Source organism: Mesorhizobium alhagi CCNWXJ12-2, assembly GCF_000236565.1.
Taxonomy (GTDB): Bacteria; Pseudomonadota; Alphaproteobacteria; order Rhizobiales; family Rhizobiaceae; genus Allomesorhizobium; species Allomesorhizobium alhagi.
The window spans coordinates 1-13,192 of the sequence record NZ_AHAM01000096.1; the positions used below are offsets into that span (position 1 = coordinate 1).

The 13,192-nt window shown below is 60.7% G+C and carries 16 protein-coding genes; 5 read left to right on the forward strand and 11 right to left on the reverse strand.

What is annotated here, in order from left to right; translation table 11 throughout:
• Both MAXJ12_RS11960 and MAXJ12_RS11965 read right to left on the reverse strand, forming a co-directional pair.
• A partial coding sequence (locus MAXJ12_RS11960) for a TolC family protein (RefSeq protein WP_008836122.1) occupies positions 1-549 on the reverse strand: 549 nt, incomplete at its 3' end.
• Between the two features lie 185 nt (positions 550-734).
• Positions 735-1,409, reverse strand: coding sequence for a protein-L-isoaspartate O-methyltransferase family protein (locus MAXJ12_RS11965; protein WP_008836123.1), 675 nt, complete (start codon positions 1,407-1,409; stop codon positions 735-737).
• Between the two features lie 301 nt (positions 1,410-1,710).
• On the opposite strand from MAXJ12_RS11965, the gene MAXJ12_RS11970 reads away from it, so the two are divergent.
• Positions 1,711-1,929 (forward strand): hypothetical protein, encoded by a 219-nt coding sequence (locus tag MAXJ12_RS11970; RefSeq protein WP_008836124.1) that lies wholly within the window; start codon positions 1,711-1,713, stop codon positions 1,927-1,929.
• On the opposite strand, the gene MAXJ12_RS11975 is transcribed toward MAXJ12_RS11970, so the two are convergent.
• Positions 1,917-2,234, reverse strand: a complete 318-nt coding sequence (locus tag MAXJ12_RS11975) for a hypothetical protein (RefSeq protein ID WP_008836125.1) — start codon at positions 2,232-2,234, stop codon at positions 1,917-1,919. The genes MAXJ12_RS11970 and MAXJ12_RS11975 overlap by 13 nt on opposite strands.
• 4 nt (positions 2,235-2,238) lie before the next feature.
• Here MAXJ12_RS11975 and MAXJ12_RS11980 point away from each other — a divergent pair, with 4 nt between their 5' ends.
• A complete protein-coding gene (locus MAXJ12_RS11980; protein ID WP_008836126.1) occupies positions 2,239-2,448 on the forward strand; it encodes a hypothetical protein in 210 nt (69 codons plus the stop codon).
• A 14-nt stretch (positions 2,449-2,462) separates the two neighbouring features.
• On the opposite strand, the gene MAXJ12_RS11985 is transcribed toward MAXJ12_RS11980, so the two are convergent.
• The gene (locus MAXJ12_RS11985) at positions 2,463-3,356 is read right to left on the reverse strand and encodes an ATP-dependent DNA ligase (protein ID WP_040585990.1); all 894 of its coding nucleotides are present in this window, start codon (positions 3,354-3,356) and stop codon (positions 2,463-2,465) included.
• 554 nt (positions 3,357-3,910) lie between these two features.
• Here MAXJ12_RS11985 and MAXJ12_RS11995 point away from each other — a divergent pair.
• Entirely contained in the window at positions 3,911-4,486 is a 576-nt protein-coding gene (locus MAXJ12_RS11995) for a hypothetical protein (protein WP_008836129.1), read from the forward strand.
• A gap of 232 nt (positions 4,487-4,718) precedes the next feature.
• On the opposite strand, the gene MAXJ12_RS12000 is transcribed toward MAXJ12_RS11995, so the two are convergent.
• The 6 genes from MAXJ12_RS12000 to MAXJ12_RS35145 all read right to left on the reverse strand — a co-directional run bounded on the left by MAXJ12_RS12000 (position 4,719) and on the right by MAXJ12_RS35145 (position 7,401).
• Complete coding sequence (locus tag MAXJ12_RS12000) at positions 4,719-4,982, reverse strand: hypothetical protein (RefSeq protein WP_008836130.1); 264 nt, start codon at positions 4,980-4,982, stop codon at positions 4,719-4,721.
• A 50-nt stretch (positions 4,983-5,032) separates the two neighbouring features.
• The gene (locus tag MAXJ12_RS12005; RefSeq protein WP_008836132.1) at positions 5,033-5,413 is read right to left on the reverse strand and encodes a DUF1515 family protein; all 381 of its coding nucleotides are present in this window, start codon (positions 5,411-5,413) and stop codon (positions 5,033-5,035) included.
• A gap of 125 nt (positions 5,414-5,538) precedes the next feature.
• On the reverse strand, positions 5,539-5,832 hold the full coding sequence (locus tag MAXJ12_RS12010; RefSeq protein WP_008836133.1) for an SNARE-associated domain-containing protein: 294 nt from the start codon (positions 5,830-5,832) through the stop codon (positions 5,539-5,541).
• A complete protein-coding gene (locus tag MAXJ12_RS39615; protein WP_008836134.1) occupies positions 5,832-5,966 on the reverse strand; it encodes a hypothetical protein in 135 nt (44 codons plus the stop codon). The genes MAXJ12_RS12010 and MAXJ12_RS39615 overlap by 1 nt, the downstream gene beginning before the upstream one ends.
• The gene (locus MAXJ12_RS12015) at positions 5,966-6,286 is read right to left on the reverse strand and encodes a ubiquitination-like system serine protease family protein (RefSeq protein ID WP_008836135.1); all 321 of its coding nucleotides are present in this window, start codon (positions 6,284-6,286) and stop codon (positions 5,966-5,968) included. The genes MAXJ12_RS39615 and MAXJ12_RS12015 overlap by 1 nt, the downstream gene beginning before the upstream one ends.
• The gene (locus tag MAXJ12_RS35145; RefSeq protein ID WP_008836136.1) at positions 6,286-7,401 is read right to left on the reverse strand and encodes an N-acetylmuramidase domain-containing protein; all 1,116 of its coding nucleotides are present in this window, start codon (positions 7,399-7,401) and stop codon (positions 6,286-6,288) included. Before MAXJ12_RS35145 ends, MAXJ12_RS12015 begins: the two co-directional genes overlap by 1 nt.
• 509 nt (positions 7,402-7,910) lie before the next feature.
• Between MAXJ12_RS35145 and MAXJ12_RS12025 the strand changes: the two genes are divergently transcribed.
• Together MAXJ12_RS12025 and MAXJ12_RS12030 are read left to right on the forward strand one after the other, a co-directional pair.
• Positions 7,911-9,725: a tetratricopeptide repeat protein gene (locus MAXJ12_RS12025; protein WP_008836137.1), complete on the forward strand. Its 1,815-nt coding sequence runs from the start codon at positions 7,911-7,913 to the stop codon at positions 9,723-9,725.
• A gap of 12 nt (positions 9,726-9,737) precedes the next feature.
• Positions 9,738-9,947 carry a hypothetical protein gene (locus MAXJ12_RS12030; protein ID WP_008836138.1) on the forward strand — a complete coding sequence of 70 codons (210 nt, stop codon included), beginning with the start codon at positions 9,738-9,740 and terminating at the stop codon, positions 9,945-9,947.
• Here the strand turns inward: MAXJ12_RS12030 and MAXJ12_RS12035 are convergent.
• Complete coding sequence (locus MAXJ12_RS12035; RefSeq protein ID WP_139043871.1) at positions 9,944-13,186, reverse strand: hypothetical protein; 3,243 nt, start codon at positions 13,184-13,186, stop codon at positions 9,944-9,946. The genes MAXJ12_RS12030 and MAXJ12_RS12035 overlap by 4 nt on opposite strands.
• Positions 13,187-13,192: the final 6 nt, after the last annotated feature.

Sequence of the window (13,192 nt, forward strand, 5' to 3'; positions counted from 1 at the left end):
ACGGCTGGCGTCGGCCTGGGCCACGTCGGTGCGGGTGCCCTCGCCGACCTCGAAGCGCGAGCGCGCCGCGCGCGCCTGCTCCGACAGGAACTCCAGATTGCGCTCCAGGAGCACCGCCACCTGCCGGTCGCGAATGACGTCCATATAGGCGCTGGCCGCGTTGAACAGAATATTCTGCTCGGTGTTGCGCAGGCTTTCGTTGGAGGCAAACACCCGCGATTCGGCGGCCGCGACATTGTTCTTTGTCTGGAAGCCGTCGAACAGCATCTGATTGATCTGGACGCCGAACTGCCCGGTGGTGATCCTGGTACCCATTTGCGAGGAGTAGTCGATGCTCGCCACGCCGTTTATCTGCGGCCGGTAGCCGGATTTGGCGATGGCGACGCCCTCGTCGGTCACCCGCACGCCCGCGCGGGCCGAATTCAGCTCCGAATTGAGTTGGTATGCCTTGGTGAGCGCACCGAATATGGTTTCGGCGGATGCGGTGAGCGGAGAAAGCGCCGTCGTTGAAAAGAAGATCGCGGCAAGAATACCCTGGCGTACAGACACGAGTAGAACCCCTCATTCATTTCAACAGAAACCGCGCCGGCACACCACCTTGGCGGCTGCCGGCTTCAAACGTGTTTCACATTTTACGCCGTCGCTTCCGTCCCCGGCCGCGAAAATTCGGCAACGATGGTCCAAACCCCAAGGCAACATGGCGATGCGACAGGCGCAAGACAATAAGTATCGGTTCAGAATTCAAATGTACGGACGCGTTCAAACCCCGGCAGTGGCTTAATTGCCGCATTGAAGGCGCCGCGTCCGCTGACCTCGCCAGCCGTTTTCAGATAGACGCGGGCAACACCGTCATTGCCCTGCCCGACCACGACCACCAGACGTCCGCCCTCCTTCAACTGATCGAAGAACGCCTGCGGCACCTCCTCCACGGAACCGCCGACGAAGATCACGTCATAGGGCGCCTCCGAGGCATAACCTTCGCGTAGCGGCCCCTGGACCACCACGACATTGTCGTAGCCGAGTTCGGCAAGGGCGTCGGTGGCGAATTCGGCGAGCCCGGCATCGCTTTCCAACGCGATGACGGAACTGGCGAGCCTGGACAGAACGGCCGAGCAGTATCCGGTGCCGCAGCCGACATCGAGCACGAAGTCGGAGGGTTTTACCTCGGCCAGTTGCACCAGCTTGGCGAAGGGCGACGGCTCCATCAGATAGCGCGGGCCGCGATCGCCGTCCCGCGCCGCGATCTGGATGTCTTCGTCGATATAGGCGAGGCTGCGTTGCATGGTCCTGACGAAGCCTTCGCGCGGCACGGTCAGCATCGCGTCGAGCAAGGCCGGATTGGTCACGTCCGTCGTGCGGATCTGGCCGTCGACCATTTTCCGGCGCTGTTCGGAATAGTCAGTGTTCATGTCCAAACAACCCGCTGGCGGCGCATTTCAAACGCGTTTTCATTCCGGGTAGAACGGACAGCCTTCACGTGCTGAAGGCCGCGGCGGCATTGGAGGCCTCGCCCGGAAGCCGCTATCTGTGTCAGTTCAACCACTTGCGGCACGGTGTGGCAAAATTCGCGTTCTCCGTCAATCAAGGACTTAGCAGACGCGCTGCCACACCCAAATTGACACTCTGTCCGACGAGGCAGTCCTGGCGGACTTGAAGCGGCTCGACGAGAAGGGCACAATCTTCGACGGGTGATGATGGAGAGAGACGGTGATGCGCGGGCTGAAAGGAAAAATGCTCTACGCGGCGGTCAAGCCGTTCATGGGCCGGCCAAACACGCCAGAGACCGTAGAGGAGATCGGGGCGGCGCTTGAGAAGGCCGAACAAGACTACGCGGCCTTGATCGCCGATTTGACGCGCGAATTCACGCCGGAAGAGCTCGAAAAATTTCTGCTTGGCGAATTCACGCCGGAAGACCGTCACTTGATGTAGGGATTGACCCAGCCGCTCGGCCCTGTCGGCGGCGAGATGATGATGCCGACTTTCTTCCCGCCGCACTTCGAGCATTTCAGCTTCGGCGCGAGATCGTCATGCAGGACCGAATGATCAGGCCCTAGCCTTTCCCGCAACTTCACCAGGTCGAGTGTCTGATTGTGCTGGCAGTGCCAATTGTGGCAATGGGCGTGCAGCGTGTAGTCGCCGTCGATTAGCTCCTGAACCGTGGTGAACCTGATCATCGCGAGAAAATAGCGCGAGTTCGGGCGACAGGGAACATTCTCGCCATCGCACCGTTTCAACGCGATGGCTGATCCGATTTCCCTCGACGACACGATCCGCTCCGAAGTCCGGCGCGAGATGGAGATCGCCCGGGCCAAGTACGGCGAGAACTTCGAACTGCTCTGCATCGAAGGCAGCTGGGGCGATACGATTGACGATCGCAAGGCGCTGCAGCTGCTGCGCTCGCTGAACCGCACCGGCTCCATTTACGCGAAAGTCATTTGCCGGGTCTGAAAACGCTCGCGGACTTAGTCCTCACGGACCTCAGTCAGCGTGGCATGGCGTAAGCCGCCTTCGCCTTTCAGGAAGCGCACGTGACCTACCAGGCCGGGCTTGATCCATTGGGCGTTCGGCTTATTGATCGGTATTCCCTTCGGCGCCCGGCCGGGCATGCCGGCAACGCGCTCCCAAAGCCGTTCCTTCATGGCGCGGTTCAGACCGATCACAGCGGCCCCAACATAGTTCCGCGAGCCGTCGCCCTTGGCCATAAGAGCCAGCGGTGCCTCGCCGGGTTCCCGCACCACGCCAAGCACCTCGAGGTCAGCCTCCACGAAGCATTTTGCCTTCAGCCAAGATTTCGACGGCCCGCTGCGATAGCGGCTATCGGCGCGCTTCGACACCATCCCCTCGAGCCCCATGGCGTCGACGGCGCGGAAGATCGCCGTGGCGTCACCCTCGAAGCTTTCGCTGAACTGGATCCTGCCCGGCTTGTCCCTCACGAGCTCGGCGAGCTTCGCCCGGCGATCGACGAGCGGCTTCGACCGCAGATCGCGGCCGTCCACGTGAAGGAGATCGAAGGCGACGAAGCAAAGTCTGCTCGGTTCGGCCTTGATGGCTCGGCCAATCGCGTTGAAGTCCGATGCGCCCTTCTCATTGCAGACGATCACCTCACCATCGATGATGGCGGACTTGCAAGGCAGCGCCTGGCCGGCAAGCGCGATCGGCCAGAATTTGGTTGACCAGTCGTGGCCGTTGCGGGTGAACACGCGCGCATCGCCGCGATCGACGATGATCTGCGCCCGGTACCCGTCGAACTTGACCTCATGAATCCAGCCTTCGCCCTCAGGCGGCTGATCCACCAGGGTCGGGATTTGCGGGGGAATGAACTCTAGCCGGGACACGGCAACAGAACGCTTACTCATCACGATGCGGAATCTAGTGATTGCTTTCGCATTTAGGAGTCCCTGAAACGCAAAAGCTCGCGGCCTCCGGAGAGACGCGGGCCGTTTCTGTCTAAGCCTTTTGGCTGAAGTTTACTCTTTCGGGTCGATCTTCGTATGTTCCGCACCAAATCCGGGCGACGCTTGGAATACTTCCAGCGTTGCGGAATTTTTGCGAGACAACGGCGGTCTGCGTCACTATACCATCCCCCAACACGGGGGGATAATCGTTCATTGCATGGACTGGGCGAAAGACGTTTGGACTGCGATCTTTGAAAGTCTCAAAGGGCATCCTGAAGCCACTCTGGCTGCAACTATGGTGTTCGCCGGCGGCGGCATGCTCGCCATGAGCATTAACCCTTGGGCTTCATGCGGCCTTCCCGCCGTCATATATGTGGGTTATTGTTTAAGAATGACCGGGCATGATAAGCATTCGGAACGAATGGCCGAACTTGACGTTCAGAAAATAGAGAAATCTCGCGGGGCGAAGACGAGACAACGCGCCCAGAAGATCCTAGAGCGTAGGCGGGACACAAATGGACGCCGTTAACACCTCAATCTTCGGAACTCCTTTTTTCGAGATCTCGACCGTCATATTCGCGGTGGCTGCGGTCACGGTGTGGTTGACGCTTGTGAGCAACCGAGCAGTGCGGCGAACCGCAGAACTCCAAGCTGCAGAAAAGGCGCTTGCGGCCCACTACGACGCTGCCGATAAGGTGTTGGATGATCCAGCTCTTCCTGAGGAAGCGCGGGACGCGATGGTGGCGCTCGTCGAATTTGTTGCCGATCGGAAGCTCAGTGAACGCTTTGTCGTGGATTTCATGGACCATGACCAGCGCTCCAGTAAGGCCGCACCATGGGCCTCCGAGATGGAGAAGCTAAGGTTTACGCGCTCTGACCTTGTTGAAAACTACCACAAAGCGATGATGTCGGGCCTAATCGCTATGTTTTTGCGTTGGCCCAGCAACACCAAGCACTTCTATCGATTCTCAGCGGAGCTAGCGGCCGACAATCGCCGCGACGCACAAATTGCGGAGCGGATAGCAATGTTGAAGAAGTCCATATTCGGCGAGCGGAACGGCAGCGGAACCTCAATGGCTGCGCACTGCTAGGCCCGCAGAGGGCAATCCCAGATGTTATCTCCCATGCGGGCTTGTTCCGCCGCGGCATTCGGCTCGATCCATGCGCTCGTGCAACGTCGCAACGCCCGGGCCTTTGCGGTCAGCGAGGTGAATTTCGTCAATCTTTGGACGAGAGGATTAACCCCCTGAAACGCAAAAAAGCCCGCGCCTCCGGAGAGACACGGGCTTTAGGCCACCGAGGCGCAACCGCCGCCGGCGCGGACTATTCGATCTTGGTGAAGTCCAGGTAGAATTTCTCGCCGACAGCGAATTTGCCGATCAGTGCCGGGTTGGCGACAGTCAGCGACAGCTCGCCGCACGGCGAGTACCGCGCATAGCTGTTGTCTTCGTCGCTGCCGTCGGAAGGATACGGCCCATCCTTCGCCACGGCGTGAAACTTGAGGGTTTCCTGTGTGGGCGTTCCTTCCGGCGTCGGCGGGTACGGCGTGATTGAAGAGATCCGCATCTTCGCGCGCATCGTGGCCATCCTAGTTCTCCATTCTGATTATGCCCGGGAACCGCCGGGCGCGGATTCTCTCACGGCGGTGGCCGGCCGGTGATCCAGGTGTAGATGCCGATCGCCCAGCCGGCGAAGCCGACGACGGCGATGCCGATCTTGATCAGCCAGTGGCCGAGCGTGCCGGCCCCGAGCGCCTGCTGGCGCAGGGAGATGACATCGACGGTCACCGCCTCTACCCCTTCCACCTTATTCTTGACCGTCAGCATGTCCGTCTCGAGGTGGGTCGTTCGTAGCACCACCTCGTCGAGGCGCCGGTGCACATTGGCGCGGCTGGTGGCGCTCGCCGCCTCCGATTCACCCATGTCGCTCTTGAGATCGTCGACCTTCTCGTTGATTGCCTTCACCGTGCCGGTCAGTTCGCCGAGCATCTTGTAGATTTCGTTCAGGCTTGCTGCCATCAGTCTTGCCCCTGCCCGGGCCAGATCATTGCCAGCACCCCGCCCGACCGCCGGCGCGATCGTTGCCGAGCACGCGCTCATAGCCGGGTCGGTCGGCCGTGATGAGCGCCACCGTCCCGGCCGGGCTAAGGTTGTTCTTCACGAACGGGCCGCAGCTGCTCACAGGCGTCGACTGGCAGGCCGCCCCCACGCAGACCCACCAAGCAAAGATCATAGTCAGACATATTCTGGAGAGCCGCATCGTCCCCCTTCCTTTCCATTGTTGCCTTGCCATCCGCGATGGCCACCTCGGAAATGCGACGGGCGTAGCCAGCGCTATCGCCTACCGCATGGCCGATCCAGTAGGCCGCGGAACCCGCGACGAGCGCCCCGGCCGTGAAGCCGGCCCCGACTTTGATCCAGTCGAACAGGCCGAACATCAGAGCACCAACCAGACGACGGCCGCGCCGATCGCCACGGTCACCGGCCAGTAGTACAGCGCGATGCGCCAAGCGAGGCCGGGCGCTGCCCGCAGGAACACCCAGGCCCAAAAGTCGGGATCGTTGCCGCCCATCAGCATGACCTCCAGACGCCATCAGTCAGGTAGCCATGCCAGTGTCCGACGTGGTGGACGCTCGGCGTAAGCGTCGGCTTTTCGAGAGATCCGTTCCAAGCCCAGGACGGCCCCATTTCCGGCTTGAAGCCGTTGCCGACGTTGAGAGGACCGACGACGCCGCAGCCGCATGGGCAGCAATACCAGAACGCCTGGTCGCCATCGGAATCGGGCTCATCTACTCGAAACGAGCCCGGAACTCTGCCTTTCAGGCCGTCGCGAAAATCCATCCTGTCGGGAACATGTCGCGCGACGACCGGCTCAGTCTTGACCTCGCCCATCACGCCAGCACCGCGTCCGGAACATCGTGCTCCATCACCGGACCGACGTCGCCCTCATCGGTCTGCCGGCTTTTCCACCAGCCCCAGGCTATCCAAGCGAGGCCGCCAAGCACGAGCAGCACAGCGATGACGGAAAGGATTGCGGATATCCATTCCAGTCCAGGTATCCACGATGTCTTTTCAGCTGCCTGCTCAACGGTCTGACGGGCCACCTCGACGCCCGCACCGCCGACAACGCCGCCAAGACCTTCCTTGGCCTCGGCCGTCTCCGTGACGCCCTGCCCGCCGGGAACCTCCTCGGGCGCCTGCTTCCAGGCATCGAGGCGCCGGAACGTCTCAGGACCGGCAACACCGTCTGCCGTGATCTTCTGCGACTTCTGGAACGCCTTGACGGCATCTCTGGTCGACGGCCCGAAATCGCCGTCGACCTTGACCGAGTAGCCCGCGCGTACGAGCAGCGTTTGCAGTGAGCGCACCTTCGCGCCCTTCGAGCCCATCCGCAGCATTCCCGTGGCGCCGGATACCGGAGCATCCCCCGAAAGCCGCTTGTAGGCCGCAGCCATTTTTAGGTGATAGCCGTACTTGCGAAAGCCGGGACCGTTGTAACCGCGGGCAAAGCCGGTGAAGTCGAGGCGGCGCAGCTCGTCGTCCAGCCCGAACTTTTCGATGTAGCGGGCCATGATGTCGATCTGGCCCGCCGCATCTCTGCGCGCCAGGTTTATCATGTCGTCCACGCTGTCGAAGCCGAGCTTCTTCCAATGCGCAGTCATCACCTGGCCAAGGCCGATGGAGATGGATTCGAGCGCAGCCTGTCGGTTGATCTTCGCCGCGGCGGCCAGCAGCCGCCACCTGCCTGCCTGATCCTTCGGGTTTGCCACGGCGCCGGCCTTTGGACTGGCAAGACCCGCCGCGCGCGCCTTGGCCCGATCAGCTCCGGTCAGGCGCTGGTCGAAATAATGCCCTTCGAAGCGGATCAGCGGCTCGCGCTTGCCCTTCACCAGGGCGAACACCTTGCCGGCGCTCTCGACCTCGGCAACGGCCTGGAGGGCGGCAGGAGAGCATTTCAGGCGCGCGGCAAGGTCGCCGATCGCGGCGAGCGTCGGTTCATCGAACATGGCAGTTCCCTTCAACGGATTTGACTTGAATTTCGAAAAGTCGTGAGCAAATTTCTGCCAGCCGGTTCCCGCAGACCGGCTTGGCCCGGCAGTTTGAAAAATGCCCCGACCGAGCTGCCGGGCCGATCTGCCTGCGGCGCTGTCGGAACTGAACTTTCAGAAAATCTGGACGATGTTCGGCGAAGTGTTGGGCCACGGGCCGGTCGGGGGTCGAACCCGGCCTGATGACCGACGCTGACCTGCAACCCCGCCGCACACCCTGATCTGACACCGCCGTTGAGTTTTTTGGAGCGGGCGACAGATCGAGGCCTTGCAATCCAAGGTTTACCAGCTATGTAGCTACGCCGGTTGACGCAACGGCAACAAAAACCTGGGGGGGGGCTGTATCGGAAATGGTCGATCTTGCGCTGCGCGGCGAAAGCCGGCTCGAGAAACAACGTCACGGAATAACTGTTCGCTCGACGGTCTTGTAAACCGCTGGGCCGCCCGACTTTTACTCCGAGTCTCAAATGTTCAAATTCCCGAACGAACTGGACATCCTGGATCTTTACCGCCGTTCCGTGCCCAAGAGGCTGCGGAAGATTGCCGGCCCGCGGCTAAAGGCGATCTATTGCGCAGCTATGGGCATCGACGCCCTGCCCTCCGAAGGCAAAAAGGCGGAGAACGCCGTCGTTCGGTCGGCGAACCAAAAGTTCAAGCAATGGCGGCTGGATGACGCACTGGAGGAGCTGGACATTCTGCTCCGTGAAAACCCTGATCACCGGAGCGGGCTGCATCTCAAGGCCGACGTGTTGGCGCGCAAGGGCGATATCGGATCCGCGACGAAGCTCACAAAGAAGCTTCTCAAATCGCGACCGCTGGACTTGCGCGCGATCCACCGGCTGAAGGCAATGCGCAAGCCTTACACGCATCACGTCGCTCACGCCGAGCGAGCAATAACGATCGAGGGGCGCAAGCCGCAAACCTACCTGGAGTGCGCGCAGTACCTGAATGATGGTGGCTTGGCCAACGATGCTATCCGGTTCGCAACCGCAGGCCTTGGCCTTCCACTCCCCAAAGGAGAGACCAATCTCCGAACTGCCTTGCTGGCCGAGTATGCTCACGCGCTGGAAGTCAACAAGCGGCACCTCGAGGCTGTCGATGTCTATCGTATGATGGACCCCAAAACCCCAGCCTATGCCAAGATGGCATCGCGCTACGCGCTTTGCCTGCTGGAACTCGACCGCGCCGACGAAGCGGAACAGGTTCTCGTCAAGGCATATGAAGGCGGGGCTGTCCCCTACAACGCCGCCTTGGTGCACACGCTGAATCGGCAGGGCCGCATTCTCGACTGCCATAAGCTCTATCGGGCGCGAACCTCGTCGATGGCGGTCAGTGAGCTGCTCAGCTGCGGGAAAGACCCTACTCAGATTGACCTCAAGAGCGGCACTTACGCCGACAAGAAATGCCTTTTCATCGTCGAGGGCGGCCCCGGCGATGAAATCCGCCTCTCCACAACCTATAACGAACTTGCCGGTATGGTTGGCCAAGCCGTCATAACGTGCGAGCCTCGCCTTGTGAGCCTGTTCCGCAGAAGCTTCCCGCAGGTCGAGTTCGTTTCCGTGACGCGCCATCGGAAGGAATGGCTAAATGTTTCAATCGAAAACCGATCGAAACTCACCGACAACCGTCTCTATAATAGCGTTTCGAATGCTGTGATCGACAAGGCGCAAGAGTGCGCCTTCACATGCACCATGCTCGACACGCTGGCGGACACCCGGCCGGATCGCCAATCATTCCGGAACCAGAGCTTGCTGACGCCGGATCCCGAGTTAGTCCAAAAGTGGCGAGGGCTTTCCGCTCGCCGAGCACAGGTCGGGCTGGCATGGCGCAGCCTGCTCCTATCGAAAGACCGTAACCACCACTACCTTCTGGCGTCCGACATTGCACGGCTTGGCGGCCTGGTTGACGCCGATTTCTGGTTGCTCCAACCGCAGGCCGATGACAAGGAAATCAGCGAATTGAGGTCCTCTGGCCTTCATGTGAACATCCCTGGTATCGACCTCAAGGATGACTTCGAGGGACAGGTAGCGCTTATGGCCTGTCTCGACGCCGTCATTTCCCCCCTGACCGTAACCGCCGAACTGGCTGGCATGGTTGGCGCACCCACCATTATCATCGGCCGATCCCAGCAGGTCATCTGGCGACGCAATGACGACGGGTCCGATGTGTGGTATCGAAAAGCCCGCTTTGTGACCGGTCAGCCCCTGCATGACGTTCCGAGCCTAGTTCGAAACATCGCAACAGAGTTGTCTGCCGTCACTCGGCGCAGCGACGTGGCTTGAAAAGGAAAGCACATGAAGTTCTTCGGCGGAGCCTTCGCTTCCCATATTGTCGATCAGGAAATCATCGACGACCTGAGCGAGGACGAGTTTAACGAACTCACCCGGTGGGTGATTCCGGTTTTGCCGGACGAAGACGATGAGGTCTTAAATGAGGACGCGGAACCGGCTCATTTGTATTCCTACGAACCGGCCCCTCGCTCAAAATACGCGCGCCGTCGCTAGAGCGTCGCGATGGCGGTCACGGTGCAATCCGCCGCGGCATTGTGCGTCAACAGGAATCCGGCCGCTGTAATGTTGCTGGCCGACCCCGCTGACACCGTTACAGCCGGGGCGCGGTGCATCCTGGGTATGAAAGGCACAAACACTTCGCCGTTGGCAGAACGCGCCGTGAATGTCTGCGTGAAGACACCGCAACGCTCCTTCTCAAGGTGGTACGGCCCGAACTCAAACGGCGTCGCATCCGCACCGATCTCCAGCTTTACTAGTTCGATATCGAAATAATCATCCGCCGCAGTTCCCACCGGCGTCCACAGCCACCGCACCATGATTTGGTTGATGTCGGCATCGAGTTTCGCAGGGGTGAGGCGGAAGGTCTGCCAGTTTTCCGTCAGCGTCACCCCTGACGAGGAAGTCCCGACAGCAGTATCGCCCGTTCCGAACGTCCCGGCGGCGTTCGTTACCACTTGCTCAGACGCGTGATTGGTTTGCCGAAGCTGTGTCGTCAGGAACGAATTGGCCGCCGAGAAACCAGCCGCCTTGCGGGCGCGAAAGGATAGCGTCACCTGCTGGTTGCGCAGCGGCATCGAATCTTCCATGGGCAGGACGAAGGCGAGGTTCATCGCCTGCGTACCGGAATCGGCATCATCGCGCCGCACGCGCATCGCATAGCGCGACTTGTCGCCGGCGGTGCGCGTAATCGTCCATCCGCCGGCATTTGACGTTCGAGAGAAGGTGAACCCGTCAAGGACGGTTTTGCGAGTGGTCCCGGTAAAGGTTTCGCCCAGCGTAGCTAGCCGAAACGCGCCGTTGAAGCACAGATTCGGGTTTGGACGCATTTTGAGGATAGCGGGATAGGACGCGGTCGGAACCGGATCGCTGGACAAAAGCATCAAATAGCCGGTTCGGCTTTGCGTCGAGCCTGCGTAGTCCTCACAGTTGAACAGGCCGTAGTAGCGGCCCCTAATTTTCTCGACCGCGATGTAACCGGTTGGGAAGAACGGCAGCGCCGTGACAACCAACCAGCCGCTCCATCCGCCGACGCCGCTTGCGTTGTAGACGGTATCGGGGTTGGCCGAGGCAATCACCAGGGCGTTGTCGAATTCTGCAACAATCGGCTTATCACGGCGCGAGAAGCACACCGCGAAAATCTTGCCGTCCTCATAGAGCAGTTCGGGCGGATTCGATCCAAGCTTCAAACCGCTATCGCCGATGGCTGACCATGTGGTCATGTCGGACGAGACAGCCACCGCCATGTTCTCGCCGCTGTCGGTACGGATGCCCATGATCCATTTGGATTGCGTGCCGATCCGCGCGACGCTCATTTCCGAGACGGAACCAAAGCTCCCGGCAGGAAGCACGATGTCTGCGACTTCGGTCCAGCTCGCACCATTGTCCGTCGTCTTCATCGCGCCGATAGCGCCGCTTCTGTAGAAGTAGCAGATGAAGCCGTCAGTGTCGTCGCCGCCCGCGCTGGCGGGATATGGATAAATCCGCGAATGGAAATTCGTCGTAGCAGCCGCCGCGGTCACAACCGCGGAGGACCAAGTCACGCCGCTGTCATCCGAATAGATGAACACAGGGTCTTGATGCGAGTTGTCGGGGTTGACCCGCGCCGCCATAACCCCAAGGCGGGCGTTCATTGTCCCGGCGGCAAAGTTCCTGATGTCGCAATCAGCCTGCCGGAAGGCCAGCGTTTGTTCCGACCCCGAATTACCGGCTCCGGTCGGGAGCTTAAACGTGTTGCCCATGTCGTCAGTGCGGGCGGCGAGTAGGCGGGTTCCGGTATCCTCGTTGCCGTGCCCCGGTGCTTCGCGCCACAGGTAGACAACGGTCCCGCTTGCCGGAAGTGGGAACTGCGCAACGTTCAGACCGCGATAGACGCGCGGCTTCGGGTCAACAAACTTGACGGTCGGCGCAGGCGTTTCGAAGGGGTGGGAACGCGGGTTCCTGTGGCGCCGATAAATCTCGGTCCCGACCTTGAAAGCGCCATTGTAGTAGTCGTTGCCGTTCGGAATGGCCGTGACGAGATAAGTCCTGCCGCCCAAGTCAACAGAAATTCCGGTTCGGGCAAGTTCCAGCGTGCTGAAAGCTGACGTGTCGTTAGTGGTGCCGTCTCCAACGAAATTGATGTCCCACAACGCCTTGAAGTCGCCCGCGAATACATCGCCAGCAACGCCTTGTGGGTCATAGGTCGCCTCAACCATGTCGCCAGTGCCTGCGCCTGGCGTCCCCGAGGGCCCACGAACATCAAGTGCGTCTGCGATATTTGCGACGAGTCCAGACAGGCCGATATACCCTGTCGTGACCGGCTTTAGGCCCTCGCCGCCGACCCAATCCGCTACCGCTAGGACGCGGCGCTCGCCGTCGTTGGCCGCGCGAATTATCGGTGACCAGCCGAGCATGCCGCTAATGAGGCGGAAATTCGCGCCGGATTTGTACCCGGTGACGATCGATCCTTCCGATAGGCCGCCGACGCCAACAGCATCACCCCCGGTGGTTACAATTGTGAGCGGCGCGCCACCGTTGAAGGAAACGGTGACAGGCGTTGCCGTGTTCGTCGCTGAAATTGGCAGCACGATCATCGCCTGCCCGTCTCCGGTGGGGACGGAAGTCGGCGTCGTGGCGGTGATGGCGTTCGTTCCGCCCGTATTAGTAGCAAGCAAGAACTGCACGCCAAAATTGTTGATGAGGCGAAACGTGCTCCCAGATACATAGCCCGAGACGATCATCCCCGCCTTGAGATCGCCGGCCTTCAAATCCTCGCCCGCGTTATTTTTGATCGTCAGAGGTGAGCCACTGTCGAAGGCGACGGTGACCGGGCTGGCTGTGTTTGTCTCAAAGATGTTCAGCGCGATGAGAGCGGCACCATCCGCATCCGGGATCGGCGTGCTCGTGGTGGCGACGATCGCGTTGGATGTCCCCGCCCCGGCGTCCGTCGCCTTGATGAAGCTGTATGGCAGATCGCCAAGCCTGGTCCATGAACCGGATCCTGACGCTCCCGACTTCTGATAGATGCCGTTATTGGCAACAGTTGCGTCACCGATAACCCATGCCATGACATTAGCGGCATAGGTAAGCGTGGCGTCCATGGTAGCTTTGCTGGCGAACACAGCAGAGCCAGCAGCACCGCCGAGGATCCCAGCCTCTACGTAGGTTCCCCACGCCCTGATCTGGTATTTCGGCGGGTTGTGAGGCGATCCAGACGGACCGTCTTCCCAAATCGTGTTGGCATTCTCGACCAAGGGATC

Excerpts from the sequence above, each read along its gene's own strand:
- MAXJ12_RS11965 (WP_008836123.1), bottom strand. The coding sequence starts at position 1,409 with ATGAACACTGACTATTCCGAACAGCGCCGGAAAATGGTCGACGGCCAG.
- MAXJ12_RS11970 (WP_008836124.1), top strand. The coding sequence starts at position 1,711 with ATGCGCGGGCTGAAAGGAAAAATGCTCTACGCGGCGGTCAAGCCGTTC.
- MAXJ12_RS11980 (WP_008836126.1), top strand. The coding sequence starts at position 2,239 with ATGGCTGATCCGATTTCCCTCGACGACACGATCCGCTCCGAAGTCCGG.
- MAXJ12_RS11985 (WP_040585990.1), bottom strand. The coding sequence starts at position 3,356 with ATGAGTAAGCGTTCTGTTGCCGTGTCCCGGCTAGAGTTCATTCCCCCG.
- MAXJ12_RS11995 (WP_008836129.1), top strand. The coding sequence starts at position 3,911 with ATGGACGCCGTTAACACCTCAATCTTCGGAACTCCTTTTTTCGAGATC.
- MAXJ12_RS12000 (WP_008836130.1), bottom strand. The coding sequence starts at position 4,982 with ATGGCCACGATGCGCGCGAAGATGCGGATCTCTTCAATCACGCCGTAC.
- MAXJ12_RS12005 (WP_008836132.1), bottom strand. The coding sequence starts at position 5,413 with ATGGCAGCAAGCCTGAACGAAATCTACAAGATGCTCGGCGAACTGACC.
- MAXJ12_RS12010 (WP_008836133.1), bottom strand. The coding sequence starts at position 5,832 with ATGTTCGGCCTGTTCGACTGGATCAAAGTCGGGGCCGGCTTCACGGCC.
- MAXJ12_RS39615 (WP_008836134.1), bottom strand. The coding sequence starts at position 5,966 with ATGGGCGGCAACGATCCCGACTTTTGGGCCTGGGTGTTCCTGCGGGCA.
- MAXJ12_RS12015 (WP_008836135.1), bottom strand. The coding sequence starts at position 6,286 with ATGGGCGAGGTCAAGACTGAGCCGGTCGTCGCGCGACATGTTCCCGAC.
- MAXJ12_RS35145 (WP_008836136.1), bottom strand. The coding sequence starts at position 7,401 with ATGTTCGATGAACCGACGCTCGCCGCGATCGGCGACCTTGCCGCGCGC.
- MAXJ12_RS12025 (WP_008836137.1), top strand. The coding sequence starts at position 7,911 with ATGTTCAAATTCCCGAACGAACTGGACATCCTGGATCTTTACCGCCGT.
- MAXJ12_RS12030 (WP_008836138.1), top strand. The coding sequence starts at position 9,738 with ATGAAGTTCTTCGGCGGAGCCTTCGCTTCCCATATTGTCGATCAGGAA.